Genomic DNA, 25,517 nt, shown 5'->3' on the forward strand with positions numbered 1-25,517 from the left:
GCGGAATAAAAGCGCATCGCCAGTAGCGTTTCCCCTAGTACTCGGTGCAATCGAGCCGGGATTACATTCTAGCCTGTCATAACAGCTGATGTGACACCGAGGTCCCGAAGATCTGCTCGAAAAGCAGGTCGCAAGCTCTGCCAGTCAACGTGAGGAGACAAAGAATGAGGCGTAATTTCCTGAAGTCCGCGGCCGCCGCCGGTATCGGCCTGGCCGGTGCGAGCGCGTTCGCGCAACAGCAAGCCGCAGCTCCTGCGGCAGCCGGAGCAGGTGCGGGCCTGCGCGGCAATGCCAGCGACGTCTACGTGATGAACGTGATGGTCTCCGGCGTGGAGTACTGGTTTCCGGTCTACGAAATGATGAAGCAGCTCGGCCGCACGCTGGGCGTTCGCACCCGCTACACCGGCACGCCCGAGTACGACGTGAACAAGCAGCTCGCGTCGTTCGAGCAGGAACTGGCGCGCAAGCCCGCCGGCATCCTGCTGCACCCGATGAATCCCGATCCGTTCATCGAGCCGATCAACCGCGCGGCGGCGATGGGCATCCCGGTCGTCACCTTCGCGGCGGACTCGCCGAACTCCAAGCGCACCTCCTTCGTCACCTCGGACAACGACCGCGAAGGCACGCAGGCGGCCGACGCGATTGCCGCATCGCTCAACGGCAAGGGCGAATACGCGGTGCTCGAGAACCCGGGCCAGGACAACCACGACCGCCGCATCGCCGCCTTCGTGAACCGCATGAAGACCAAGCACACGGGCATGAAGCTGGTCGGCCGCGCCGCCAGCAACCAGGACCCGAACAAGGCCTACCAGGCGGTGCTGAGCCTCGCGCAGGCCAACCCGAACCTGGGCGCGCTGTTCATGCCCGAAGCCAACTCGGCGCTCGGCGCGGCGCAGGCCAAGGTCGAGACCAAGAAGAACATCAAGGTGATGTGCTGCGACGTGAACGCCAAGATCCTCGACATGATCAAGTCGGGCGACGTGTTCGGCGCCATCAACCCGAACCAGGGCATGCAGGGCTACATGGGCATGATGATGCTGTTCCTGGCCAAGAACCCCTCGCTCATCGACCCGATGAACGATGCCAAGCGCAACGGCACCAATCCGATGGCCGTGCCCTTCCTGGACAACGGCCTGGCCGTGGTCAGCAAGGCCAACGCCGACGACTTCTACTGGGACAAGTACCTCGCGCGCCGCGGCACCAAGGGAATCGGCGAGTGACCACGTTGCTCGAACTGCGCGGCATCAGCAAGCGCTTCGGCGCTTCGCGCGCGCTCTCGGGCGTGGACTTCTCGCTGCACGCGGGCGAGATCCACGCCCTGTGCGGCGAGAACGGCGCGGGGAAGTCGACGCTGATGAACATCATCGACGGCATCCACCGCCCCGACGAAGGCGAGATCCTGCTGAACGGCCGGAAGGTGATCATCGACGGCCCCGCGCATGCCATGCGCCTGGGCATCGGCCTGGTGCACCAGGAGATTGCGCTGTGCGCCGACGCGACCGTGGCCGAGAACATCTTCATGCCGGAGATCAATGCTGGCAACGCGGCGTGGATGAACTACGCCGGCTTCAACGACCGCGCCGCGAAGGTGCTGCGCCGGTTGGGGCAGGACATCGACCCCGGCATGCTCGTGCGTGACCTGAGCATCTCGAGCCAGCAGCTGGTGGAGATCGCCAAGGCGCTCACGCTCGACTGCAAGGTGCTGATCCTCGACGAGCCCACGGCCGCGCTGACCGACAACGAGTCGGCGGCGCTGTTCCGCGTGCTGCACGACCTGAAGGCGCGGGGCATCGGCATCATCTACATCAGCCACCGCATGGCCGAGATCTTCACGCACGGCGACCGTGTCACCGTGCTGCGCGACGGGCGCAACGTGCATTGCGGGCCGCTCGCAGGCCTCACGCCGGACGAACTGGTCCGCCGCATGGTGGGGCGCGATCTCGGCAACTACTATCCGCCGAAGCAAGCCCTCGCCCAGTCCTCCGGACCCGTGCTCGAAGTGGCGGACATCGCCGACGGCGAGCGCGTGCACGGCGTTTCCTTCGCACTCCAGCGCGGCGAGATCCTCGGCATTGCCGGACTCATGGGCGCCGGCCGCAGCGAATTGGCCGAAACCGTGTGCGGCCTGCGAAGTGCGAAACGCGGCACGGTGCGCCTGAACGGCAAGACGCTTTCGATCCGCAAGTACAGCGACGCATTGCGCGCAGGCATCGCCTACCTTAGCGAAGACCGCAAGGCGGCCGGCGTGTTCCTCGACCTGCCGATTGCACAGAACGTGTCGTCGATGGCGCTGCGCCGCGTGAGCTCCGCCTGGGGCCTCTTGAAGCGCTCGGCCGAGCACAAGCTCGCGAAGGAACTCGGCGCCAAGCTCAATCTGAAATCGGACGGCGTGGCCATCGAGGTGGCCAGCCTCTCGGGCGGCAACCAGCAGAAGGTGGCGATCGCCAAGCTGCTCGCCACCAACCCGTCGGTACTGCTGATGGACGAGCCCACGCGCGGCGTCGACGTGGGCGCGAAATCGGAGATTCACCACATCCTGCGCGAGCTCGCGACCCAGGGCGTGGGCGTGATCGTGATCTCGTCGGAGCTGCCCGAAATCATCGGCCTGTGCGACCGCGCACTGGTCATCCGCGATGGGCGGCTCGCGGGCGAACTGACATCCGAAGAAATGACGGAAGAGGCCCTGCTGCGGCTGGCTTCCGGACTCTGCGAACAGGAAACAGCATGAACTACCCGGCACAACTCGATGCGGGCCTTCCTCCACGGCATTCTGGACAGTCAGGAGGCGGCCCCGTGAAGCCCGCCAACAAACTCACGAGCATGCGCGAAGCAGGCTTGCTGCTGATCATCGCGGTGCTGTGCATCGCGATGAGCTTCGCATCGCCCTACTTCCTCACCTGGGACAACGTGCGCGCAATGCTGTTGTCCTTCTCCATCGAAGGCATCGTGGTGGTCGGCATGACCATCTTGCTGATCGTCGGCGGCATCGATCTTTCGGTGGGGTCGGTGGTCTGCTTCGCGATGGTGGTCACGGGCAAGCTCTTTCTCATGGGCGTGGACCCGTGGCTTGCAAGCCTGGTGGCCATCGGCGCGAGCGGGCTCGTCGGCGCGATGATCGGCGGCTGCGTCACGCGCATCGGGCTCAATCACTTCATCGCCTCGCTGGCCTTCATGGTGATCGTGCGCGGGCTGTGCCTTGCGCTCACGCAGGGCACGCCGCAGTCGCTGTTCTCGCTGCCGGCCGAGTTCAAGTTCATCGGACAGGGCACGCTGTTCGGCATTCCCGCCGTCATCCTGATCTTCGTAGCGATCGTCGTCGTAAGCGACTTCGTGCTGCGCCGCTCGACCTTGCTGCGGCGCGTGTTCTACACCGGCAGCAACGAGAAGGCCGCGCTCTACTCTGGCATTCGCGTGGGGCGCGTGAAGTTCTGGGTCACGGTGCTGTGCTCGGCATCGGCGGGCCTGGCCGGCGTGATCTACACGGCCCGCTTCGGCGCTGCCACACCCACCTTCGGCATGGGCATGGAGCTCAACGTGATTGCCGCGGCGGTGATCGGCGGCGCGAGCCTCAAGGGCGGCTCGGGCACGGTGCTGGGCGCGGTGCTGGGCCTGGCGCTGCTCTCGGTGGTGACCAGCTCGCTGATCCTGCTCGACGTGTCGCCTTACTGGCAGGACGTGATCAAGGGATTGATCCTGCTCGCGGCCGTGACCATCGACCACCTCCTGAACACGAGAAAGACGACGCGATGATGATGAAGAAGACGACGCTGGGCCCTTCGGGCATCGAATGCTCGGCCATCGGCCTGGGGACCTGGGCCATGGGCGGATGGATGTGGGGCGGCGGCGACAACGCGGCGGCCGTGGTCGCCATCCAGGCCTCGCTGGACGCGGGCGTGAACCTGATCGACACCGCGCCGGCCTACGGCCTCGGGCGCTCCGAAAGCATCGTGGGCACCGCGCTCAAGGGGCGCCGCCACGAGGCGGTGATCGCGACCAAGTGCGGCCTGGTGTGGCACACGCAACAGGGCACGCACTTCTTCGAGGAAGACGGGCATCCCGTGTACCGCTATCTCGGCCGCGAATCGATCATGCACGAATGCGAGGAGAGCCTGAAGCGCCTGCAGACCGACTACATCGATCTCTACATCACGCATTGGCAGGACAGCACCACGCCCGTGGCCGAGACCATGGACGCGCTGCTCGAACTCAAGAAGCAGGGAAAGATCCGCGCCATCGGCGTGAGCAACGTGAGCCCCGAGACGCTCTCCGAATATCTTCGCCATGGCCCGGTCGATGCCGCGCAGGAGCGCTACAGCCTGATCGACCGCGAGATCGAGCAGACGCTGGCGCCGCTGTGCAGCGAGCACCAGGTGGCGGTGCTCGGCTATTCATCCCTGGCGCTGGGCCTGCTCGCCGGCTCCATCGATCCCGGGCGCGAGTTCAAGGGCGACGACCAGCGTGCGAGCAATCCGCGCTTCAGCGCAGGCAACCGTGCCACGCTCAAGGCCTTCTTCGAAGAACTCGACCCGCTGCGCACGCGGCTGGAGTGCTCCTTCGGACAGATGATGATCGCGTGGACTGTCGCGCGCGGCACCGTTTCGGTGGCGCTGTGCGGCGCGCGCGTGCGCCAGCAGGCCATCGAGAACGCCGGCGCCGGTGCGGTCGAACTGGGCGACGAAGCCCTACGACTGATCGACGCCGCGGCGAAGCGCCACCTCTCCGCGCTCGCCTGACCCCCCCTCTTCATTTCCGACCCCAACAAGGAGTTCTTTCCCATGTCGAAAGACAAGACAGCACGGCTCAACCGCCTGCTCACCAACGGCCGCTGCCTGGACATCGCCCTGGACCACGGCGTGTGCAACGAGCCGTCATTCCTCGACGGCCTGGAGGACATGCCCCAGGTCATCGACAAGCTCGTGGCCGCCGCACCCGATGCGCTGCAACTCAACTACGGCCAGTCCGACCTGCTGCAGGACCGCCCCGGCCGCGACAAGCCGGCGCTAGTGATGCGCATCGACATGGGCAATCCCTACAACGCCACGCTGCACCGCGTGATGTGGGCCCAGCTGCAGAACGAGCACGACCCGGTGTTGCCGGCCGTACAGCGCGACGCGGCGTGCGTGGTGGTCAACCTCTTCATGCTGCCCAATGAGCCCGACCTGTTCCGCCAGTGCGTGCAGAACATCGCGCGCGTCCGTGCGGACTGCGACCGCTACGGCATGCCGCTGATGATCGAGCCGCTGGTGATGCAGTCACCCACCCCCGGCAGCCGCTACCAGGTCGACGGCGATGCCGAGAAGATCGTCACGCTGGTGCGCCTTGCGCGCGAGATGGGCGCCGACATCGTCAAGGCCGACCCGACCAGCGACCCTGCCGACTTCCACCGCGTGGTGCAGGCGGCGCGCTGCCCCGTGCTCGTGCGCGGCGGCGGGCGCGAAGACCTGCAGCAGGTGTTCGCGCGCTCGCGCGCGCTGCTGGACCAGGGCGCGGTCGGCATGGTGTACGGACGCAACGTCTACCAGCACGCCAATCCGTCGGCGGTGGTGAGTGCGCTGATGGCCATGATCCACCGCGGCGCGAGCGCCAAGGAGGCCTGGTCCCTCTACGAATCGGGCGGCGCGAAGTAAGACAAAGAACGAGCGCCGGCGCAACAACCAAGAAAAAGTCAGCACGGCAGGCGATGCACCCGTCGCCTGCCGGGGTGCGTCCTGCGCGCGCACTGGAGAGGGATCGAGCAACGGGTTGCCCTGCGAACTTCTAACACTCTGGAGGCGACGATGAAGATCCGGTATTTCTTGATGGCGTTATTGGCCCCGCTCGTCACATTGCTGACGCATGCGGCCATCACCGGGGTCAGCCCGATGACCACCCTGGGCAACATGGCGACCGCTGCGGCCGAAGCTGTTGCCGATCCGCTCCCGCTGCAGGGGCCGGGCCTCGGCAATCTCACCTACACCTCGGCCGAGCTCTTCAAGCCGGTATCGATGATCACGAGCCCCGCGCACCCGCTCGATCCGGCGCACAGCAGTGCCTACGAATCGCGCGAGGTGCCCGCCACCTACCCGGGCCGAAAGGACTACGGGATGAACGCGGGCATCATGGTCAACGGCTACTTCCTGACCTCCTTCGCGCCGGACAGCGGCCTCGGCCCGGGCGGCTTCCTGCTGTACGACGTGTCGAACCCGCGCCAGATCCAGCTCGTCAAGAAGATCTACGAGCCCGATGACGCTACAGGGGGTCGCACCAAGGAGTTCCGCGAAACGCACTCCTTCGGCACCGCCAAGATCGGCGGCAAGACCTACGTGGTGCTGCCCAGCATCAACGGCGTCGAGTTCTGGGACTTCACCGACGTCAACGACATCAAGCAGGTGAAGAAGCTGGCGCTGCCCGGCGTCAATGCCGGCGACTACGAGAACGTGGCCTGGCAGCTCTGGTGGCAAGCGCCCTACCTGTACGTGGCGTCGGCGGGCCGGGGCATCTTCATCGTCGATGCGCGCGATCCGGTCAACGCGGTGGTCGCGAACCGCGGCGCCGGCAAACCCAACCCGGTGCCGACGGGCGAACTCGGTGGTTTCCGCATCGGCCCGATCTTCACGATGGGCAACCACATGGTGCTGACCGCGATGGAAAGCAACGGCGGTTTCGCGAGCCTGGACATTTCCGATCCGCTCAACCCCAAAGTGCTCGATGCCATCGTGGGCACGACGCCGTTCTATTACGCGACCTGCTTCGACGGCAAGAGCCTGCATACCTCGGCCCGCAACAGCGGCGCCAAGATGTACAGCTACGACCTGAGCGACCGTTCGCGCTTCGTGCCCCAGGACAACCGGCTGGTCATCGACGAACAGCTGTACTGCGCCACGCAGGACAACTACGTGATCCAGGGCGCGCAAACGCGCATCCACAAGGTCGACGTGAGCAATCCGCTCAACCACGTGGAGGTGGGCCGCGGCAGCATCCTGCGCGAGGACGACCCGAACTTCTCGCATTCGGACAACGGCCAGGTCGCAATGTTCGGCAACCTCGTGTTCGTGGGCAACGACCACGGCTCGGGCAGCGGTTTCGTCGTGCATGCGGTGGACCCCGACACCACCAAGCCCGAAGTGAAGCAGGTCTCGCCCGCCAGCGGCGCCAAGCAGCAGGCGCTGACCTCGCGCATCGGCCTGGGCATGACCGACAGCATCCGGCCCGAGAGCGTGAATGCCAACACCTTCATCGTGCGCCCGGTGGGCGGCAACACGCTGGCCGGCACCTACAGCGTGCAGCTGGGCATCATCAACTTCCACCCCGAGCAACCGCTCTCGCCCGGCACCAGCTATGAAGTGTTCCTGCCGGCCAACGGCGTGAAGGACTATGCGGGCAACGCCATCGGTGCCGACTACAAGTCGACCTTCAACACCGGCAACGCGACCGACATCAACCTGATGCACTACTGGACGCTGGCGGGCAACCTCACCGACCCCATCGGCAACAACAACGGCACGCCGGTATCGGGCGACGCGTTCGAGAGCATCGGCCTCAACTTCGCGAACCGCACCGCCGGCGTGCCGCTGAAGAACGATGCGGTCGCCACCGTGCTCGGCGGCACCGCTTCGTTGAGCTTCTACATGAAGACCACGCAGGCGGGCGGTGCAAGCTCATGGACCGCGCCCGGCATCTTCGGGCGCGACCAGGCGAGCGGCGCGGACGACGTGTTCTGGGGCTGGCTCGACAACGGCGGGCGCATCAAGCTCTCGGTCGGCAACGACGCCGGCACCACCTCCACCGCGGTGGTGAACGACGGCAACTGGCACCACGTGGTGCTGACGCGCGATGCGGCATCGGGCGCGCAGGCGGTGTACGTCGACGGCGTGAAGACCACGTCCGCCGGGCTCACGGGCAACAAGGGCCTCGCAAACAAGTTCACCCTGCTGGGGCAGATCCAGGGCAACGCCGCGCTCTTCAAGGGAACGTTGGCCGAGGTGCGCGTCTATGGCCGCGTGCTGAGCGACAGCGAGGTGAGCACGCTGCGCGGTCAGACCATCATCGGCGACCCGGGCATCGGCGGCGGACCGAAGATCGTCAACGGCCAACTGGTGTTCAACCCGGCCACGCTCGGCAGCAGCGGCGCGCAGTTCCGCTGGAACTTCGGCGACGGCACGCAGACGGCCTACTCGACCCAGCCGAACTACGCCTACACCTACACGCGCCCAGGCCACTTCACGGTAACGCTGACGGTGAGGGACGCGAGCGGGCGCGAGACCTTCTACACCTACAACCTCACCGTGATCGCACCGGTCACGGCACAGGCCCCGACGCACACCACCAACATCGCGGGCGATGCCGGCTCGGTGTACTCGGTCAATCCCGACAGCGGCACGGTCGCCGCCATCGACGCGCAGACCCTGGCCAAGCGCTGGGAGACGCGCGTGGGCGACGAACCCAAGACGCTGGCGGTGGGCCCCGACGGCCGCATCTGGGTCACGGTGCAGGGCGAGGACAAGCTGGTGGCGCTCAACGCCGCCGACGGCACGCTTTCGGCCACCGTGCCGCTGGCCTACGGCAGCGGCCCTTATGGCGTCGCCTTCACGCCGGACCGCTCGAAGGGCCTGCTGACGCTCGAAAGCAAGTCGGTGCTGATGAGCTTCGACCCGAGCAGCGGGGCCACCACCGGCGCGGTCGCGCTCGACGGCAACCTGCGCGGCATCGCGATCAACGCCGACTCGCAGGTGGCCTACGTCACCCGCTTCAAGTCGAAGATGACGGGCGGCCAGCTGCACAAGGTGAACCTGCAGAGCATGAGCGCCATGACCACGATCGCGCTGCCGGTGGACACCACCACGGTGGATACCGAGAGCCGTGCGCGCGGCGTGGCCAACTACCTGAGCCAGGTGGTGATCTCGCCGGACGGCACGCGGGCGGTGCTGCCTTCGAAGAAAGACAACATCGTGCGCGGCAAGTTCAGGGACGGCAACAACCTGCTGCACGACCAGACGGTGCGGTCCATCCTGTCGCAAGTCAACCTGCAGACGGCCACCGAGGTGTTTGCCGAGCAGATCGACTTCGACGACCGCGCACCCGCGCGCGCCGCGCTGTTCACGCCCTCGGGCGACTACCTCTTCGTGGCGCAGATGGAGGGCAACCGCGTGGCCATCGTCGATCCGTACAGCCGCTCGGTGCGCGGCGAGATCAACGCGAGCAGCGCGCCGCACGGCCTATACCTGGACGCGGCGCGCAAACGCCTGTTCGTCAACAACTTCCTGGCACGCTCGGTGTCGGTGCATGACGTGGCGTCGGTGCTCGCCTCCGAATCCGCGGCCCCGACCTTCCTGCAGAACGTGTCGACAGTGGCCCAGGAGCCGATGGCCGGCGCGGCGCTGCGGGGCAAGCAGGTGTTCTACAACGCCTCCGACCGGCGCATTAGCAAGGACAACTACATCTCATGTGCCAGCTGCCACGCGGACGGCGGCGACGACGGCATGGTGTGGGACTTCACGCAGCGCGGCGAAGGGCTGCGGCGCACCATCGGACTGCAAGGCCGCAGGGGGCTGGGCCACGGCAAGCTGCACTGGACGGCCAACTTCGACGAGGTGCAGGACTTCGAGAACGACATCCGCAACGAGTTCGGCGGCACCGGCTTCCTGACGAACGCGGACTTCGCCGCCACGGCCGATCCGCTGGGCGCGCCCAAGGCCGGCAAGAGCGCGCAACTCGACGATCTCGCCGCCTACCTGGGCTCGCTGAACAAGTACATGCGCAGCCCGGCGCGCAATGCGGACGGCAGCCTGAGCGTCGATGCGGCGCGCGGCCAGGCGCTGTTCGCGTCGGCGCAGTGCGTGACCTGCCACTCGGGCGGCACCTTCCGCGACGGCATCCGGCACGACGTGGGCACGGTCCAGGCCTCGTCGGGCAAGGGCATGAACCAGCCGCTGGCAGGCGTGGGCTTCGACACGCCGACGCTGTCGGGCACGTGGAACACCGCGGCCTTCTTCCACAACGGGCAGGCGGCCACGCTGCAGGCAGTGCTCGACAGCGGCCACGGCAATGCCAACAGCCTGCCGGCCGCCGACGTGGTGGCGATCCGCGAGTACGTCCGGTCGCAGGACACGGCGCCTGCCCTAGTCACACGCCTGCGTTCGGACCTCAACCCCACGATGTGCGTGAACATCAAGGGCGCGCTCACCACCAGTGGCGCGACGGCGGTGCAATGGCCCTGCGGCAACGCCGGCAACGAGAAGTTCACGGTGAACAGCATCACCGGCGGCTACGTGCAGTTCGTGGCCGAGCACAGCGGGCTGTGCCTGGCGCAGAACGGCACCGCGACCACCAATGCGCCGGTGGTGCAGGTGGCCTGCTCGGCCGGAAACACGGCGCAGTGGAGCCTGGTGGGCGGAAGCATCAGGAACCGTGCTTCGGGGTCGTGCCTGGACGTGCCGAACGGCTCGACGGCGCAGGACACCGCATTGATCACGTGGACCTGCAACGGGGGCAATAACCAGAACTGGACGCAGCTCCCGTAAGCGGCGCAGCGCTCCGTGAAAGGCCGGCCGTTTCGACGGCCGGCTTTTTTTCGGCACTGTGGGCAAAAGACGGCCGGCCCAGCCCGTCAGAAGCGACGGTTGTAGGAGAAGGTCACCCCCGCCTTGCCGAGAACGGCAGCCTGTATCGCATCCCGAGGGGTCAGGCGCCAACCGACGGCCGGAATAATGGCGGGGGAGAAGCCCCCAACGTTCAGTGGCACCTTGTTCTTGAAGCGCCCGCGGTAGCCGTAGATGATGCCGCCGCACAACTTGAAGTACAGCGAGTCGGTACCCAGCAGCTCATCCCACTCATGGCCGTAGTACGCGTAGGCCGATAGCTGACCGAAGGAATTGCTGAAGAGTGCGCCTCCTATGGCCGAACCATCGGATGCAATCCGCTCCAGCCCGAGCAGAACCACATGGCGGTGTTCTGCATCCATGTGCCAATGGTGCGTGAAGGGCGCAACCACAAGCTCCCACGAGGCGTCGGCAACCGGCTTGGCAGAGCTTGCAGCACAAGCACCCACGTTCGCGCATGTGCACGCAGCCAACATGGCGAGCGCTCCCCAGGCATTGCATTTCTTCATTGTTGATCCCTGTTTTTTTATCGCATCCCGGTGCATGGCGGATCGCCTTGCCACCGGATGCGGGGATGAGCCTATCCGGCCTCGAAGGTCGCCGCCGCTTGTTCACCCGCCAAATCACATGCAGCGACGCAATTCTTCACGGTGGGCGGATCTGATGAACATGATCTCCCAGGTCATGGACCGCATACACCTGCTATGGGAAAGTGGCCCCATCGATCAACAACCCGCCCAGGAGAAAACACCATGACCGGCTTCAACATCCTTCCGCTCGCAGTGGCCCTGCTGATCGGCATCGCGGCGCTCGGCTCTTGCCTGGGCATTGCGCTCGTCGGCCAGAAGTTCCTCGAAAGCAGCGCACGCCAGCCCGAGATGATCGACGCGCTGCAGATCAAGTTCTTCCTGGTGGCCGGCGTGACCGACGGCGCATTCATCATCGCCACCGGCATCGGCTTGTGGTTTGCCACTGCCAGCCCCTTCGGCTGAGGCGGTCTGCGCACCAGGAAGCGGCACGATTCACTGGCACCATTCGTGCTAGCACCGTTGACACCGAATTGTTTATGGTTAAAGTATTTAGCTATCAACGGTTCGACGACTCCGGTGCTGCATGGCGCGGCACCAGGGGCGTCGTTTCACCCTTCCTTTGCCCGGAGAACCCATGAGCCACCCGTCCCCGAAGTTGCCCGCGCTGCCGCGCACCCTGCTTTCGCTGCTGCTCTGCGGCGCAGCCCTTGGCGGTGCGGTATCCGCCATGGCCGCGCCCGTCAAGGTGGGCTTGGCGCTCGACATCTCGGGCCCCTTCGCGGCACTGGGCGCCGAGGCGCGCGACGGCTTTGCGCTCGGCATCAAGCAGCTGGGCGGCAAGCTCGGCGGACAGGACGTGGAGTTCGTGCAGGCCGACATGGCCGGCAGCCCCGACCAGGCCAAGCAGCTGGTCGACCGCATGATCCAGCGCGACAAGATCGATATTTTCAGCGGCCCCATCGGCTCGAACGTAGCGCTCGCCGTAGGCCCGACGCTCTTCAACGCCAAGGTGCCGTACCTCTCGGCCAATGCCGGCCCGAGCCAGTTCGCGGGCGCCCAGTGCAATGCCTATTTCTTCGGCACCGCCTACCAGAACGACCAGTTCCACGAGGCTGCCGGCAAGTTCGCGCAAGACCGCGGCTTCAAGAAGACCGTGCTCATTGCGCCCAACTATCCCGCGGGCAAGGATGCGCTGGGCGGCTTCAAGCGCCAGTTCAAGGGCCAGGTGGCCGACGAGCTCTACACCAAGCTCGGCCAGATCGACTACGCGGCCGAGCTCGCGCAGCTGCGCGCGGCCAAGCCGGATTCGATCTACTTCTTCCTGCCCGGCGCGATGGGCATCAACTTCATCAAGCAGTTCGTGGGCGCGGGCCTGTCGAAGGACATCACGCTCGTGACCAGCGGCTTCTCGGCCGACGAGGACGTGATCGGTGCCGTGGGCGAGCCGATGCTCGGCCTGTTCAACACCGCGCACTGGGCGCACGACCTGGACAACGCCGCCAACAAAGCCTTCGTGGCTGCGTTCCGCAAGGAATACAACGGCCGCTACCCGTCGGTGTACGCGGCGCAGGCGTATGACGCGATTCTTGCGATGGACGCGGCCGTGAAGCAGTCCGGCGGAAACGCGCAGAACCGCGATGCCGTGGTGGCTGCGCTCAAGAAGGCCAACTACGCCTCGACGCGCGGCAGCTTCAAGTATGCGAACAACCACTATCCGATCGAGAACTTCTATCTGCGCGTGATCGGCAAGGATGCACAGGGCAAGGTCACGAACAAGCTGATCAACACGGTCCTGACCAACTACGGCGACTCGTACGCCGACAAGTGCCCCTTGAAATAGGCTCGCCCCCAGGCTGCGCGCACTTCGTGTCGCTCCTCCCTCCCCCTACCGGGGGCAACACCAGAGGCCCGGCAAAGCCGGTTCCTCGGTGTTCCTCGAATGAAATACCGGCAACCGTCTTGATCTCATGAGTGGAATTCTTGTTCTCGAGCAGCTGCTCAACGGCCTCGGCTATGGGCTGATGCTGTTCCTGCTGGCGGCGGGGCTCACGCTGGTGTTCGGCATCATGGACGTGCTGAACCTGGCGCACGGCTCGCTCTTCATGTCGGGCGCCTACGTGGCGGCCGAGGCGCACACGCGCACCGGTTCGTTCACCGCGGCCATCGTCATCGCAGTCGCCGTGACGGTGGTGGTGGCGCTGCTGCTCGAAGTGCTGCTGATGCGGCGTCTCTACACACGCGACCACCTCGCGCAGGTGCTCGCGACGTTCGGCGTGATCCTGGTGGCCGACGACATCGTCAAGATGGCGTGGGGGCCATCGCCGGTGATGGCTGCGACCCCGGCCGCGCTGTCGGGCCCGATCGAACTGGTGGAGGGCCTGCCCTATCCGGCGTACCGGCTCGTGATTCTCGCCGGCGGGCTGCTGGTGGCGCTCGCGCTGTACCTGCTGGTCAACCACACGCGCATCGGCATGCGGGTGCGCGCGGGCGCTTCCGACCGGCCGATGGCCGAGCTGATGGGCGTGCGCGTGGGCCGCATCTTCAACGGCGTGTTCCTGCTCGGCGCGGCGCTGGCCGCGCTCGCCGGCGCGCTGATGGGGCCGATCGTCGCGGTGCAGGTGGGCATGGGCGAAGCCATCCTGATTCCGGCGCTGGTGGTGCTGGTGATCGGCGGCATCGGCTCGGTGCGCGGCGCCTTCGTGGCGGCGCTGCTGGTGGGCGTGGTCGACACCATCGGCCGCGCCTTCGTGCCGATGTTGCTGCGCGCCACGCTGCCGCCCGCGACGGCCGCCGACCTGGGTCCACTGTTCGCCGAGGTTGCGATGTACGCGCTGATGGTCGTCGTCCTCATCTTCCGGCCCTCCGGCCTTTTTTCGGCGCGCGCATGAAGTCTTTCTCCTCACGCTATATCGGGCTCGGGCTGCTATTCGTTCTGCTTGCGGCGTTTCCGCTGGTGGCGCCGCTCTTTGGGCTCGACTTCTACGTCGGCTTCGTGCGGCGCGTGCTCGTGGTGGCGCTGGCGGCGGCGAGCCTCAATTTCATCCTCGGCTTCGGCGGCATGGTGGCGCTCGGGCATGCGGGCTTCATCGGCATGGGCGCGTACACCGTGGTGGCGCTCAGCGACGCGGGCGTGATGTCGGCATGGGTGATGTGGCCGCTGGCCATGCTCATCGCCGGCATCGTCGCCGCGCTGATCGGCACGGTGGCGCTGCGCACGCGCGGCGTGTACTTCATCATGACCACGCTGGCCTTTGCGCAGATGCTGTACTTCGTGGTGGTGTCGCTGCGGCGCTATGGCGGCGACGACGGCTACACGCTGATGAGCCGGCCGACGCTGCTGCCCGGGCTCGACCTGGGCAACGAGTCGAACTTCTATTGGGTGGTGCTGGTCATCGTGACGCTGGCGCTCTGGTGGCTGCAGCGCGCAACGCAGGCGCGCTTCGGCCATGCGCTGATGGGCATTCGCGACAACGAGACGCGCATGCGGGCGCTGGGCTACCCGGTGTTCCGGCTGCAACTCGCGGCGTTCACGATTGCCGGCGCCATCGCGGGGCTGGCCGGCGCGCTGCTCGCGGGCGGCAACGGGTTCGTGAGCCCGGCGACGATGCACTGGACGCAGTCGGCCACGCTGCTCGTGATGGTGGTGATCGGCGGACTGGGGCGCAGTTGGGGCGGGCCTGTCGGCGCCGTCGTGTGGCTGGTGCTCGAAGAGGTGTTGAAGCAGCAGACGGAGCATTGGCATATGCCGCTCGGGTTGTTGCTGATTGCTGTTGCACTGTGGGCGCCCAAAGGGCTTGCTGCACTCTACAAGCGCCGCTTGCCCCTCACCCCGGCCCTCTCCCCTGAGGGGCGAGGGAGTAAAGCATGAGCCTTTTCAGAATTGAAGGGTTGGTCAAGCGCTTCGGCGGCTTGCTCGCAACCGATCATGTGAACCTGACCGTGGAGCGCGGCGAAGTGCATGCGCTCATCGGGCCGAACGGCGCGGGCAAGACCACGCTGGTCAATCTGATCACCGGGCTGCTCAAGGCCGACGCCGGACGCATTCTGCTCGACGAGAAGGACATCACCGGCTTCACGGACCACCAGCGCGTGGCGGCCGGCATGTCGCGCTGCTTCCAGGTGACGCGCGTGTTCGCCAAGGAAACGGTGCACGACAACCTCATGCTCGCGGCGCAGGCCCATGCGGGCAGCAGCCTGCGCTTCATGGCACCGCGCGCGAACGAGCGCGCCCTGGTGGAACGTGCCGTGGCGCTGGCCGAACGTGTCGGCCTGGGCAGCGAACGCCACCGCATCGCCGGGACCTTGCCGCACGGTGCGCAGCGTGCGCTCGACGTGGCGTTGGCGCTCGCGGCCGAGCCCAAGCTGCTGCTGCTCGACGAACCCATGGCCGGCATGGGGCCCGACGAATCGGCGCGCATGGTGGCGCTGATCGAATCGCTGCGCGAGTCGATGGCCATCCTCTTGATCGAGCACGACATGGACGCTGTGTTCCGCCTGGCCGACCGGCTCACGGTGCTGGTGCAAGGGCGCGTGCTGATGAGCGGCACGGCTGACGAAGTGCGCGGGCACCCGGACGTGCAGGCGGTGTATCTCGGTACGGAAGCAGAGGGACACGCATGAACGCGGCCACCACATTGCTCGACGCGAAATCCGTCGAGGCCGGCTATGGCGCGAGCCAGGTGCTGTTCGGCATCGACCTGAAGATCGGCGCGGGCGAAGTGCTTGCGCTGCTCGGCCGCAACGGCATGGGCAAGAGCACGCTGCTCAAGGTGCTGACCGGCACGCTCGCGCCGATGCGCGGCAGCGTGCACTTCGGCGGCGATGCCATCGGCGGCCACAAGCCCGACGCGATTGCACGGCGCGGCGTGGCCATCGTGCCCGAGGGGCGGCACGTGTTCCCGAACCTCAGCGTCGACGAGCACCTGCGCGCCTTCGCACGGCCCCGGCCGGGCAGTGCGCCGCGCTGGACCGTCGAAGCGCTGTACGCCCTGTTTCCGCGCCTCGCGGAGCGCAAGGCCAACGCGGGCAACCAGCTCTCGGGCGGCGAGCAGCAGATGCTGGCGATTGCGCGCGCGCTCTCCACGCATCCGCGCCTGCTGATCCTCGACGAGGCCACCGAGGGCCTGGCACCGGTGATCCGCGAGGAGATCTGGCACTGCATCGCCACGCTCAAGGCCGAAGGCGAAGCGATCCTGGTGGTCGACAAGTACGTGCAGCGCCTGCTGCCGCTGGCCGACCGCCATGTGATCCTGGAACGCGGCCGCGTGGTGTGGCAGGGCGACTCGGCCGCGCTCGATGCCGATCGTTCGCTCTGGACGCGCTACCTGGGCGTGTAGGTCTCCGCTCGCTCGCTACAGCGGACGGCACGCGAGGAAGTTGGCCCAGGTCACGTTGTCGCGGCCGATCCACTGGCTGCTCCATTGCATGCGCAGGCCCGCCGCTGCAAGCTCTTCGGCGAACCGGTCCTTCGGCCAGTAGACGGTCTGGTAGTCGCCATTCGTCTCGCCTTCGCCGATGCGCATGGCCACCAGAAAGGCCCCGCCGGGCTCGAGTGCATCGAACACCTTGCGCAGCACCGGCGCCATCTGCTCGCGATCGATATGGATCAGAACGCACATCGCGAGAATCGCGCTGTAGGGCCCGCCCAATGGGTCCGTGACGACGTTGAGCAGTTCGCCCTTCTTGCCGCGCTCGGCCTGCAGGTCGAGAAATGCCTGGACCGCATCGGTGCGCCTGACGAGCCCGCCCAGGGCCTCGACGAAGTCGGCGTCCTGCCCCGTTCCGGAACCGATCTCGAGCACGGCGCCGCCGGCGGGCACGAGCTGCATCATCCGGCGCAGCGCATCCTCGATTTCGGGCGGCCGGTGGCCCGCAACGATCGCGTTGTATTCGCGCGCGGACGCTTCGTAGGACTGGAGGGTGCGGTGCATGTTCTTCAGCGCCGAGTCGGGAATTTTCATGGGAGTCCTTCCGCTCCATCGGACATCCGATGGAACCGGAAAGGCTAGTCCCGAGGCACCGCGCGGTTCATGGGGAAAATTACCTAGGACCGAGCACCACACCATGGCGCTCGCTGCTCATTCGGGCGCCGCATCGAGCTGAAGGATCAGATCGCGGCTCGCCTGGTTGAGCCCGGTGACCTCCACCACGCTGCCGTGCTTGCGCAGCCGCTCGACCACCTTGTTGAGCGCGGCCACCGCCGTCACGTCCCAGAAGTGCGCCTGCGACACATCGATGTGGACCGGTGCACCATCGATCTCGCGCACGTCGAAGGCATCGACCAGCATGTCGGCCGAGGCGAAGAACACCTGGCCGCTCACGCGGTAGACGCGCATGCCGCGTTCGCCAGCGGTTTCCGCATGCACACGCAGCAGCCGCGCGACCTTGAAAGTGAAGAACACGCCGCTCAGCATCACGCCCGTGGCCACGCCCGCGGCCAGGTTGTCGGTGGCGACCGTGACAGCCACCGTCGCCAGCATCACCGCGCTGGACATGCGCGGGTGGCGCACCAGCGTGCGCAGCGATCCCCAGTCGAAGGTCGAGGCCGACACCATCACCATGATGGCGACGAGCGCCGCCACCGGCACCTGCGACACCCAGGGCTTGAGCAGCACCATGAGAATCAGCAGGAAGACGCCCGCGAACAGCGTGGACAACCGGCCGCGCCCGCCGTAGCGCACGTTGCTCACGGTCTGGCCGATCATTCCGCAGCCTGCAATGCCGCCGAAGAAACTCGCCGCGACGTTGGCCACGCCAAGGCCGCTGCATTCGCGGTTCTTCGAGCTCGGCGTGTCGGTGAGGTCGTCCACCACGCTCGCGGTCATCATCGATTCGAGCAGGCCGACCATCGCAATGGCAAAGGCCGGCAGCGCAATGATGCGCAGCGTTTCGAGCGACATGGGCACCGAGAGCCAGGCAAAGGCCGGCAGCGCATCGGGCAACTGGCCAAGGTCGGCCACGGTCTTGAGCGGCAGGTCCAGCCAATGGCCCGCGAGCGTGACCACCACGATGCACACCAGCGGCGACGGCACGGCCGTGGTGATGGGCGGCAGCAGGTAGATGATGGCAAGCCCCAGCCCCACCATGGCCCAGGTGGCCGTGTTGGCGCCGATGAAGTGCGGCATCTGCGCCGCGAAGATCAGGATGGCCAACGCGTTGACGAAGCCCGTGCGCACCGACGTGGAAACGAAGCGCATCAGCACGCCGAGCCGCAGCAGGCCGAAAAGGATCTGCATGGCCCCGGCCAGCACACCGGCTGCCAGCAAATAAGGCAAGCCGTGTGCGTGCACCAGCGGTGCGGCCACAAGCGCCACCGATCCCGCCGCGGCCGAGACCATGGCCGACCGGCCTCCGGTGAAGGCAATGACGATGCTGATGACGAACGAAGCGAAAAGTCCGACAGCCGGATCGACCCCGGCAACGAACGAAAAAGCGATGACTTCGGGAATGAGGGCGAAGGTGGCGACGGCGCCGGCCATCAGCTCGCGCGGAATGCTCGGGAACCATTCGGCTCGCAAGCGGCTGTGTAGAGAAGACATGAATGGAGGACGGCCCGCACGCGGCGACAAGGGCCGCGCCACGCCTCACGGGCAGATGGTCTCGATTGTAGGGAGGGAGGGAGGGCGTAGTTGCCGCCTATGCGCAGGGACTAGGGCGCGTGCAAAGGCCACCGGGTACTCCCCTCCGCGAATGTCCCCCGGCTTCGCCTCCTCCTTGATTTCGCTGCGGAGAGCACCCGATGCCCTGTGCACATGGGCACGCTCGCGGTGTACCGCTGATCAACAACTGCTCTGCCCAACGCTCCCGCCGATGGGGTGCCTTGCGCAGCGAAATCAAGGAGGAGGCCGCAGGCCGGGGGACATTCGCGGAGCAAGGTACCCCGTCGGCGGGTGCGCCGCCCTGAACAGCAGCGCCCCGAACAGCATCACCATCAAACACTTTCTCAGCGCTTGACCCGCAGCATCCCTTCTTGCGCCGTAGAGGCCACAAGCCGCCCATCGCGCGAATACAGGCTGCCGCGGCATAGGCCGCGCGCACCGCTGGCGCTCGGTGAGTCCAGCACGTACAGCAGCCAGTCGTCCATGCGGAAATCGCGGTGGAACCACATGGCGTGGTCGAGGCTTGCGGGGCGCACCTGGCCGCTCATGAAGCTCAGGCCGTGCGGCAGCATCGCAGCACGCAGCAGGCCGTGGTCGGAGGCATAGGCCAGTAGCGCACGGTGCACGACCGGATCGTCGGGCAGCGGCGCAATGGCGCGCATCCAGATCGCGCTTTCGGACGGGCGCACTTCCGGCGTCAGCAGGTCGTCGGCCTCGACGCGGCGGTATTCGATGCCGTGCGGCTCCAGGCCCTTGATGCGCCAGCGCTCGGGCAGGCGGTCGCCGAGTGCGATGCGCTGGTCGAGTTCGCTCACCAGGCCCTCGGGGCCTTCCACGGCGGGCATCTCGAACTGGTGTTCGACGCCGTCGTCCACCGTCTGGAAGGACGCCGACATCTCGAAAATGATGCGCTCCTGCTGGCGCGCCACCACATGCCGCGTGGTGAAGCTGCGGCCGTCGCGCACGCGGTCCACGCTGTATTCGATGGGCGCATGCTCGCCCGGCAGCAGGAAGTAGGCGTGCATCGAATGCACCGGCCGGTCGGCGCCGACCGTGAGGCTGGCGGCCGCGAGCGACTGGCCGAGCACCTGGCCGCCGAACACAGCGGGCGTGCCGATGTCTTCGCTCTGGGCCAGGAACTTGTCGCCCCCGAGCGGCTCGAGCTGCATGAGCGCGACGAGTTCGTCGACAAGGCGGGCGGCGGTGGCGGGGTCGGTGGTCATCGGAAAAAAAGGCTGGGCTGTCGGGCGTCAGCAAAAAGAATCAACCTGCAACCATAGCAAAGCCTGGGCCCGCGGGCTGTCGCGGGCCGGTCAGCGCGAGCCCCGCCCCGCAGGCTCAGCGGTCGAGATCGACGCCGTCGGCCGCCAGCTTCTTTTGCAATGCCCGCACATCGACGTCCGCAAACCGGGAGCGGCTGCCCAGCGATGCCGCCGCCGTTCCCGCGGCCTGCCCCATCACGAAGCACCCGCCGCTCGCGCGCGCGGCCGACTGGCCTTCGTGCGTCATGGCGGCGCAACGGCCGGCCACCAGCAGGTTGTCGACCGTGCGCGGCACCAGCATGCGCCAGGGCAGCTGGTTGTAGGTGCGGTTGTCGTCGCGCGGAAAGGCCCATTCGATGCGGCCGTCGGCGTGCATTTCCATCGGCCAGGCGTTGATGCCGATGCTGTCGTCGAACCGGGCCGAAGAAAGGATGTCTTCGCCCGCAAGCGCATACAGGCCTTCGATGCGGCGCGTTTCGCGGATGCCGACCTGCGGGGCGATCTCGACGATGGCCGACTTCGCAAAGCCCGGCACCTCGGCCTTCATGAACTTGAAGTACTCGGCAATCTGGCGCCGGCCTTCGAGCTCGCCCTCGGTGAGTTCGCGCGCATCCACGCCGTTCATCGCGCGGCCCGCGGCATTGCGGATCTGCGTGACGTTGGCGCGCCATTCGCGCGGATCGATGTTGGGGCGAAGGATCGCGCCCTCGCGCGGAAACTTGTACTTGCCTGGCTTCTGCTGCTGCACCGTGGCCATCAGGTCGTTGATGGCCTTGAACTCGCCGACGGCGGCGAGGGCCGGCTCGGCATCGACCTGGCCGACGCGGAACATCGTGGTGGGGAACAGGCCGCTGCCATGGCCGTCGCCCACTTCGAAGGGCACGCCTGCAAAGGCGGCCACGTCGGCGTCGCCGCTGGCGTCGATGAACGCGTTGGCGCGAATCGCCTGCCGGCCGGACTTGGTCTCGACCACCAGCGCCGCGATGCGGTCGCTGTCGCGCACCACCGCTGCCGCCCACGCATGGAACAGCAGGTTCACGCCGGCGTCGAGCAGCAACTGGTCGGCCGCGATCTTGTAGGCCGAGGTGTCGTAGGAGCGCACGCGGATGCGGCCCTGCATGCCGTCCTGCGGCGTGTTGAGGCCGCCCAGCGCGTCGATGCGCGCGAGCAGGTCGTCGACCACGCCGCGCACCAGCAGCGTCATCTCGCCGTTGCACTTGCCGTACAGGCCCGCGAAGTTGGTCACGCCGCCCGCGGTGCCCATGCCGCCGAGAAAGCCGTAGCGTTCCACCAGCAGCGTGTTGGCACCGTGGCGCGCGGCGCTCACGGCGGCGGCGATGCCGGCGGGGCCGCCGCCGACCACCACCACGTCGTATTCGCCGAAGACCGGCAGTTCGCGCGCCGGTTCGGTGAGGGTTTTCTTCTGCTTGGCTGCCGTCATCACTGGATCTTGATGCCGCGGGCCGAAATGATCTTACTCATGATCGCTGCTTCTTCCTTCACGCGCAGGCGCATGCCGTCCGGCGAGGTGCCGACGGCCTGCCAGCCCTGCTCGAAGAGCTTCTGGCGCACTTCGGGCTGCTTCATGATGATTTCGACTTCGCGGCTGAGGCGGGCCTGCGCGGTCTTCGAGAGATTGGCGGGGCCGAGCAGCGCCACCCACACTTCGAGCGAAAAGTCGCGCACGCCGGCGTCGGCCAGCGGCTGCAGCTCAGGCACCAGCGTGCTGCGGCCGCCCGTGAGGCCGATGGCCTTGAGCTTGCCGGCGCGCACCTGCGGCATGGCCACGCCCGGGGGAATGAGGGCCATCTGCACCTGGTCGCCGAGCATGGCGGTCACGACCTGCGGATTGCCCTGGTAAGGCACATGCTCGGCATTGAAGCCGGGCACGCGGCTCTTGAGCAGTTCCATGCCCAGGTGGCCAACCGAGCCGACACCCACCGAGCCGTAGTTCCACTTGTCGCCGCCCTTGCGGGCCGCATCGAAGAAGGCGGTGCCCGAAGGCAGGCTGTTCTGCGCCACCAGCACGAGCGGGGCGGTGGCAATCAGCGACAGGTAGGTGAAGTCTTTTGCCGGGTCGTAGGGCAGCCGCGGGTACAGCATCTTCGACGAGGTGAGATTGCCGTTGATGACGATGCCGAGTGTGTGGTCGTCATTGGCCTTGGCCACGATGTCGGCCGCGATGTTGCCCGAGGCGCCGGGCTTGTTGTCCACCACCACGGGCTGGCCGAGTGCCTTGGCCAGCGGTTCGGCGATGGTGCGGGCGGCAATGTCGGGCGTGGAGCCGCCCGGAAAACCCACGAGCAGGCGAATCGGCTTGGTCGGCCAGGCATTGCTGTTCTGTGCGCTGGCCGCCAGCGGCAGCGCGGCGGCGGCAGCCAGGCCGCAGGCGATCAGGAGGGCTCTCTTGGTTGCTTGCATGGAAAGTGAAAACCGGAAATGTGAAAAAACGTAATGATGACAGCTAGTCGAGGCTGATGTTGCCCCGGCGGACCAGTTCGCCGTACACCTTGGACTTGGCTTCGGCGTTGCGCTCGATTTCCTCCGGCGACCAGGCCAGCGGCTCGAAAGCGAAGGTGTCGAAGCGCGCGCGGATCTCGGGGTCGGCAATGACCTTGGCCACGTCGGCGTTGATCTTGGCCTTGACGGCCGCCGGCACGCCCTTGGGCGCGAGCAGCGAGACGAACGAGTTCACCTCCAGCGATGCCGGCCCGCCCGCTTCGGCCATGGTCGGCACGTCGGGCAACTGGGGGATGCGCTTCGGTGCCGCCACGGCGATGTAGCGCAGCTTGCCGGCCTTGTAGATGCCCTGGCTCGACGGAATGCTCGCGAAGGCCCACGGCACTTCTCCGGTGCCGACGTTCGAATACAGCTGCGACACCTCGCGGTACGGCGCATGGCGCATGCGGATGCCCGTGAGCGCCTCGAGCTGCTGCGCGCCCAGGTGGCCGGGGCTGCCCACGCCCCACGAGCCGTACACAACGGCTTCGGGGTTGGCCTTGGCTTCGGCGATCAGGTCGCTCATGGTCTTCCACTTCGACTCGCTCGACACCGCCACGAAGAAGGGCGTGCGGAACAGCGAGGCCACGGGATCGAAGTGCTGCAGCGTGACGAAGTTGCGCGACTTGTACAGGTGCGGCAGCGCCGCGATGTGCTCGCTGTCGAGCTGCAGCAGCGTGTAGCCGTCGGGCGCGGCGCGCCGTGCCTGGTCGATGGCGATGAAGCCGCCGCCGCCGGGCCGGTTGTCGACCACCACGCGCTGGTTCCACAGGCGCGAGAGCTTGTCCGAGACGAGGCGCAGCACCGCGTCGGGCCCGCTGCCGGCGGCAAAGGGCGTGATCAGCGTCACCGGCTTGCTCGGATAGTCGCTGGCCTGCGCCAGGGCGCCGGTGCTGGCGCCGAGGGCAAGCACGCCTGCCAGCAATGCGCGTGAAGAAAAGTTCATGGCTTGTTGTCTCCTGGGCCTCTGGCCTCGAATAGTGATGAAGAAAACCGGTTTTGCTTCAGTGCGGCGAAAGCACGGCGGCCGCCCCGGCGGCTGCCAACGCGACCGGGCGCATCTGTTCAGGCGCGTCGGCCAGGCAATGCTCGGGCCGCCAGGCGTAGAGCCATTCGACCGCATCGTAGAAGCGTTCTGGCGTGCGGCCCATCCAGAGGCTGTTACGCACCAGCCGCTCCACGCCCTTGGCGTGATACAGGCGCCCCATCTCGCGCACCGACAGCACCACGCGGGCGGTGCGCGGAATGCGCGCGGCCTCGTAGAGCTTGAAGGCAGCGGGCATGTCGAAATTGCAGGCCTGCACCGCAGCGCCAAGCGCCACGGCGTCTTCGAGCGCCATGCACGCGCCCTGCGCGAGGTACTGCATCATCGGATGCGCGGCGTCGCCGAGCAGCGTGGCCGGCCCCTCGCTCCAGTGCTCGACCGGGTCGCGGTCGGCCGTGCTCCAGCGGCGCCACGAGGTCGGCCGGTCGAGCAGCTGGCGCGGGCGCGCATGCACGCCTTCGAAGTACGACAGCACCTCTTCCTTGCTGCCTTCGGAAACGCCCCACTCTTCGGGCTCGCGGCTGTGAAAGGTGACGACCAGGTTGTATTGCTCGCCATGGCGCAGCGGATAGTGCACCAGGTGGCAGTCGGGCCCGGCCCAGACCACGGGGGCGTTCCAGCGCAGGTCGGCAGGCATGTCGGCCACCGGCACCACCGCGCGGTACACCACATGGCCCGAGACGCGCGGCTCATCGCCGATGAGCTTGGCGCGCACGACCGATTTCACGCCATCGCAGCCCACGATGGCGTCGGCCGTGAAGCGCCGGCCGTCGCGCGTGACGGCAACCACGCCCTGCGTGCCGCCGCCGCCGATGTCGATCGACTCGACCTGCGCCGAAGTGTGGACGCGGATCAGCGGATGCTGCTTCACCGCCTCGTGAATCGCGCCGTGCAGGTCGGCGCGGTGGCTCACCGCATACGGATTCCTGAAGCGCGCGCGGAAGGCCTCGCCCACGGGCACCGAGGCGACCTCGCCGCAATCGACGGCATCCATCATCACGAGCCGGTCGGTGAACACCGAGTTGCGGCGCACCGCTTCGCCCACGCCGAGCGCGTCGAGCGCCGCGAAGGCGTTGGGGCCGAGCTGCAGGCCGGCGCCGATCTCGCCGATGGTGGCGCTCTGCTCGAGCAGGTCGATGGAAACGCCGAGGCGCGCCAGCGCCAGCGCGGCCGCCATGCCGCCGATGCCGCCGCCGACGAGCAGCACGCTGGGTGGGTTCTTCGGGGGAGATGTGCTCATCGCGGGACCTCTTCTGCGCAGCGCTCGGTCAGTCGATGCGAACGGCGAGCGAAGGGAGCTTGTCGATGCTCACCTTGATCGTCTGGCCGGGCTTCACCGCGCCCACGCCTTCGGGCGTTCCCGTGAAGATCAGGTCGCCCGGCTGCAGCGTGAAAAGCGTCGAAAGATTGGCGATCACTTCGTTGACCGACCAGATCAGGTGCGTGATGTCGCTGTTCTGGCGCACCTGGCCGTCGACTTCGAGCGTGATGGCACCGGCATTGATCTCGCCCACGTCGGCCAGCGTGCGGAGCGGCGCGATGGGCGCCGAGAAATCGAAGGCCTTGCCGATTTCCCACGGCCGGCCGGCTTCGCGCATCTTCATCTGGAGGTCGCGGCGCGTCATGTCCAGGCCCACGGCATAGCTGTGAATGTGGCTGGCCGCGTGCTCGGCCGCAATGTCCTTGCCGCCCTTGCCGATGGCCACGACGAGCTCGGCTTCGTAGTGGTAGTTGCTCGTGAGCGGCGGATACGGAATGGCGCCGGTCTCGTCTTCGGCCACGGGCACCACCGAGGCGTCGTCGTTGGGCTTGCAGAAGAAGAACGGCGGCTCGCGGTCGGGGTCGAACCCCATTTCGCGCGCATGCGCCGCGTAGTTGCGGCCCACGCAGTAGACGCGGCGCACCGGGAACAGGTCGCTCGAACCCACGATGGGCAGGCCGACGATGGAAGGAGGCGTGAAGACGAAGGACATGAGAGGCTCCTGCCGCGCGAAGCGGCACAGGGT

Annotated in this window: 21 protein-coding genes; 12 read left to right on the top strand and 9 right to left on the bottom strand. The window is 67.0% G+C overall.

What is annotated here, in order from left to right:
* The first annotated feature begins 164 nt into the window (after positions 1-164).
* The 6 genes from QFZ42_RS23575 to QFZ42_RS23600 all read left to right on the top strand — a co-directional run bounded on the left by QFZ42_RS23575 (position 165) and on the right by QFZ42_RS23600 (position 10,499).
* The gene (locus QFZ42_RS23575) at positions 165-1,220 is read left to right on the top strand and encodes a substrate-binding domain-containing protein (RefSeq protein WP_307703290.1); all 1,056 of its coding nucleotides are present in this window, start codon (positions 165-167) and stop codon (positions 1,218-1,220) included.
* Entirely contained in the window at positions 1,217-2,728 is a 1,512-nt protein-coding gene (locus QFZ42_RS23580) for a sugar ABC transporter ATP-binding protein (RefSeq protein WP_307703291.1), read from the top strand. The genes QFZ42_RS23575 and QFZ42_RS23580 overlap by 4 nt, the downstream gene beginning before the upstream one ends.
* The gene (locus QFZ42_RS23585) at positions 2,725-3,750 is read left to right on the top strand and encodes an ABC transporter permease (protein WP_307703292.1); all 1,026 of its coding nucleotides are present in this window, start codon (positions 2,725-2,727) and stop codon (positions 3,748-3,750) included. The genes QFZ42_RS23580 and QFZ42_RS23585 overlap by 4 nt, the downstream gene beginning before the upstream one ends.
* On the top strand, positions 3,747-4,733 hold the full coding sequence (locus QFZ42_RS23590) for an aldo/keto reductase (RefSeq protein ID WP_307703293.1): 987 nt from the start codon (positions 3,747-3,749) through the stop codon (positions 4,731-4,733). The genes QFZ42_RS23585 and QFZ42_RS23590 overlap by 4 nt, the downstream gene beginning before the upstream one ends.
* 42 nt (positions 4,734-4,775) lie before the next feature.
* On the top strand, positions 4,776-5,627 hold the full coding sequence (locus tag QFZ42_RS23595; protein ID WP_307703294.1) for a class I fructose-bisphosphate aldolase: 852 nt from the start codon (positions 4,776-4,778) through the stop codon (positions 5,625-5,627).
* 150 nt (positions 5,628-5,777) lie between these two features.
* Positions 5,778-10,499, top strand: a complete 4,722-nt coding sequence (locus QFZ42_RS23600) for an Ig-like domain-containing protein (RefSeq protein ID WP_307703295.1) — start codon at positions 5,778-5,780, stop codon at positions 10,497-10,499.
* Positions 10,500-10,585: 86 nt separating this feature from the next.
* Here QFZ42_RS23600 and QFZ42_RS23605 read toward each other — a convergent pair whose 3' ends face one another.
* Positions 10,586-10,939 (bottom strand): sn-glycerol-3-phosphate transporter, encoded by a 354-nt coding sequence (locus QFZ42_RS23605; RefSeq protein ID WP_307703296.1) that lies wholly within the window; start codon positions 10,937-10,939, stop codon positions 10,586-10,588.
* 390 nt (positions 10,940-11,329) lie between these two features.
* On the opposite strand from QFZ42_RS23605, the gene atpE reads away from it, so the two are divergent.
* The 6 genes from atpE (at position 11,330) to QFZ42_RS23635 (ending at position 16,443) form a co-directional block, all read left to right on the top strand.
* Positions 11,330-11,569 carry a F0F1 ATP synthase subunit C gene (gene atpE / locus QFZ42_RS23610; protein ID WP_307703297.1) on the top strand — a complete coding sequence of 80 codons (240 nt, stop codon included), beginning with the start codon at positions 11,330-11,332 and terminating at the stop codon, positions 11,567-11,569.
* A 172-nt stretch (positions 11,570-11,741) separates the two neighbouring features.
* Positions 11,742-12,947: an ABC transporter substrate-binding protein gene (locus QFZ42_RS23615; protein ID WP_307703298.1), complete on the top strand. Its 1,206-nt coding sequence runs from the start codon at positions 11,742-11,744 to the stop codon at positions 12,945-12,947.
* Between the two features lie 127 nt (positions 12,948-13,074).
* Positions 13,075-13,995, top strand: a complete 921-nt coding sequence (locus QFZ42_RS23620; RefSeq protein ID WP_307703299.1) for a branched-chain amino acid ABC transporter permease — start codon at positions 13,075-13,077, stop codon at positions 13,993-13,995.
* Positions 13,992-14,975, top strand: a complete 984-nt coding sequence (locus QFZ42_RS23625) for a branched-chain amino acid ABC transporter permease (RefSeq protein WP_307703300.1) — start codon at positions 13,992-13,994, stop codon at positions 14,973-14,975. The genes QFZ42_RS23620 and QFZ42_RS23625 overlap by 4 nt, the downstream gene beginning before the upstream one ends.
* A complete protein-coding gene (locus tag QFZ42_RS23630; RefSeq protein WP_307703301.1) occupies positions 14,972-15,727 on the top strand; it encodes an ABC transporter ATP-binding protein in 756 nt (251 codons plus the stop codon). Before QFZ42_RS23625 ends, QFZ42_RS23630 begins: the two co-directional genes overlap by 4 nt.
* Entirely contained in the window at positions 15,724-16,443 is a 720-nt protein-coding gene (locus QFZ42_RS23635) for an ABC transporter ATP-binding protein (protein WP_307703302.1), read from the top strand. The genes QFZ42_RS23630 and QFZ42_RS23635 overlap by 4 nt, the downstream gene beginning before the upstream one ends.
* Before the next feature lie 15 nt (positions 16,444-16,458).
* Here the strand turns inward: QFZ42_RS23635 and QFZ42_RS23640 are convergent, their stop codons facing one another.
* The 8 genes from QFZ42_RS23640 to QFZ42_RS23675 form a co-directional block, all read right to left on the bottom strand.
* The gene (locus tag QFZ42_RS23640; protein ID WP_307703303.1) at positions 16,459-17,067 is read right to left on the bottom strand and encodes a methyltransferase domain-containing protein; all 609 of its coding nucleotides are present in this window, start codon (positions 17,065-17,067) and stop codon (positions 16,459-16,461) included.
* A gap of 117 nt (positions 17,068-17,184) precedes the next feature.
* Positions 17,185-18,645 (bottom strand): SulP family inorganic anion transporter, encoded by a 1,461-nt coding sequence (locus QFZ42_RS23645; RefSeq protein ID WP_307703304.1) that lies wholly within the window; start codon positions 18,643-18,645, stop codon positions 17,185-17,187.
* Between the two features lie 404 nt (positions 18,646-19,049).
* Positions 19,050-19,928: an acyl-CoA thioesterase gene (locus QFZ42_RS23650; protein ID WP_307703305.1), complete on the bottom strand. Its 879-nt coding sequence runs from the start codon at positions 19,926-19,928 to the stop codon at positions 19,050-19,052.
* A gap of 115 nt (positions 19,929-20,043) precedes the next feature.
* Positions 20,044-21,408 (bottom strand): FAD-dependent oxidoreductase, encoded by a 1,365-nt coding sequence (locus QFZ42_RS23655; protein WP_307703306.1) that lies wholly within the window; start codon positions 21,406-21,408, stop codon positions 20,044-20,046.
* Positions 21,408-22,388: a Bug family tripartite tricarboxylate transporter substrate binding protein gene (locus tag QFZ42_RS23660; protein ID WP_307703307.1), complete on the bottom strand. Its 981-nt coding sequence runs from the start codon at positions 22,386-22,388 to the stop codon at positions 21,408-21,410. The genes QFZ42_RS23655 and QFZ42_RS23660 overlap by 1 nt, the downstream gene beginning before the upstream one ends.
* A gap of 43 nt (positions 22,389-22,431) precedes the next feature.
* On the bottom strand, positions 22,432-23,412 hold the full coding sequence (locus QFZ42_RS23665) for a Bug family tripartite tricarboxylate transporter substrate binding protein (protein WP_307703308.1): 981 nt from the start codon (positions 23,410-23,412) through the stop codon (positions 22,432-22,434).
* Between the two features lie 58 nt (positions 23,413-23,470).
* A complete protein-coding gene (locus QFZ42_RS23670; protein WP_307703309.1) occupies positions 23,471-24,751 on the bottom strand; it encodes a 3-hydroxybenzoate 6-monooxygenase in 1,281 nt (426 codons plus the stop codon).
* Positions 24,752-24,779: 28 nt separating this feature from the next.
* Complete coding sequence (locus QFZ42_RS23675) at positions 24,780-25,484, bottom strand: fumarylacetoacetate hydrolase family protein (protein WP_307703310.1); 705 nt, start codon at positions 25,482-25,484, stop codon at positions 24,780-24,782.
* Positions 25,485-25,517 lie beyond the last annotated feature (33 nt).

It is taken from the genome of Variovorax paradoxus, assembly GCF_030815855.1.
GTDB classification, from domain to species: domain Bacteria; phylum Pseudomonadota; class Gammaproteobacteria; order Burkholderiales; family Burkholderiaceae_C; genus Variovorax; species Variovorax paradoxus_M.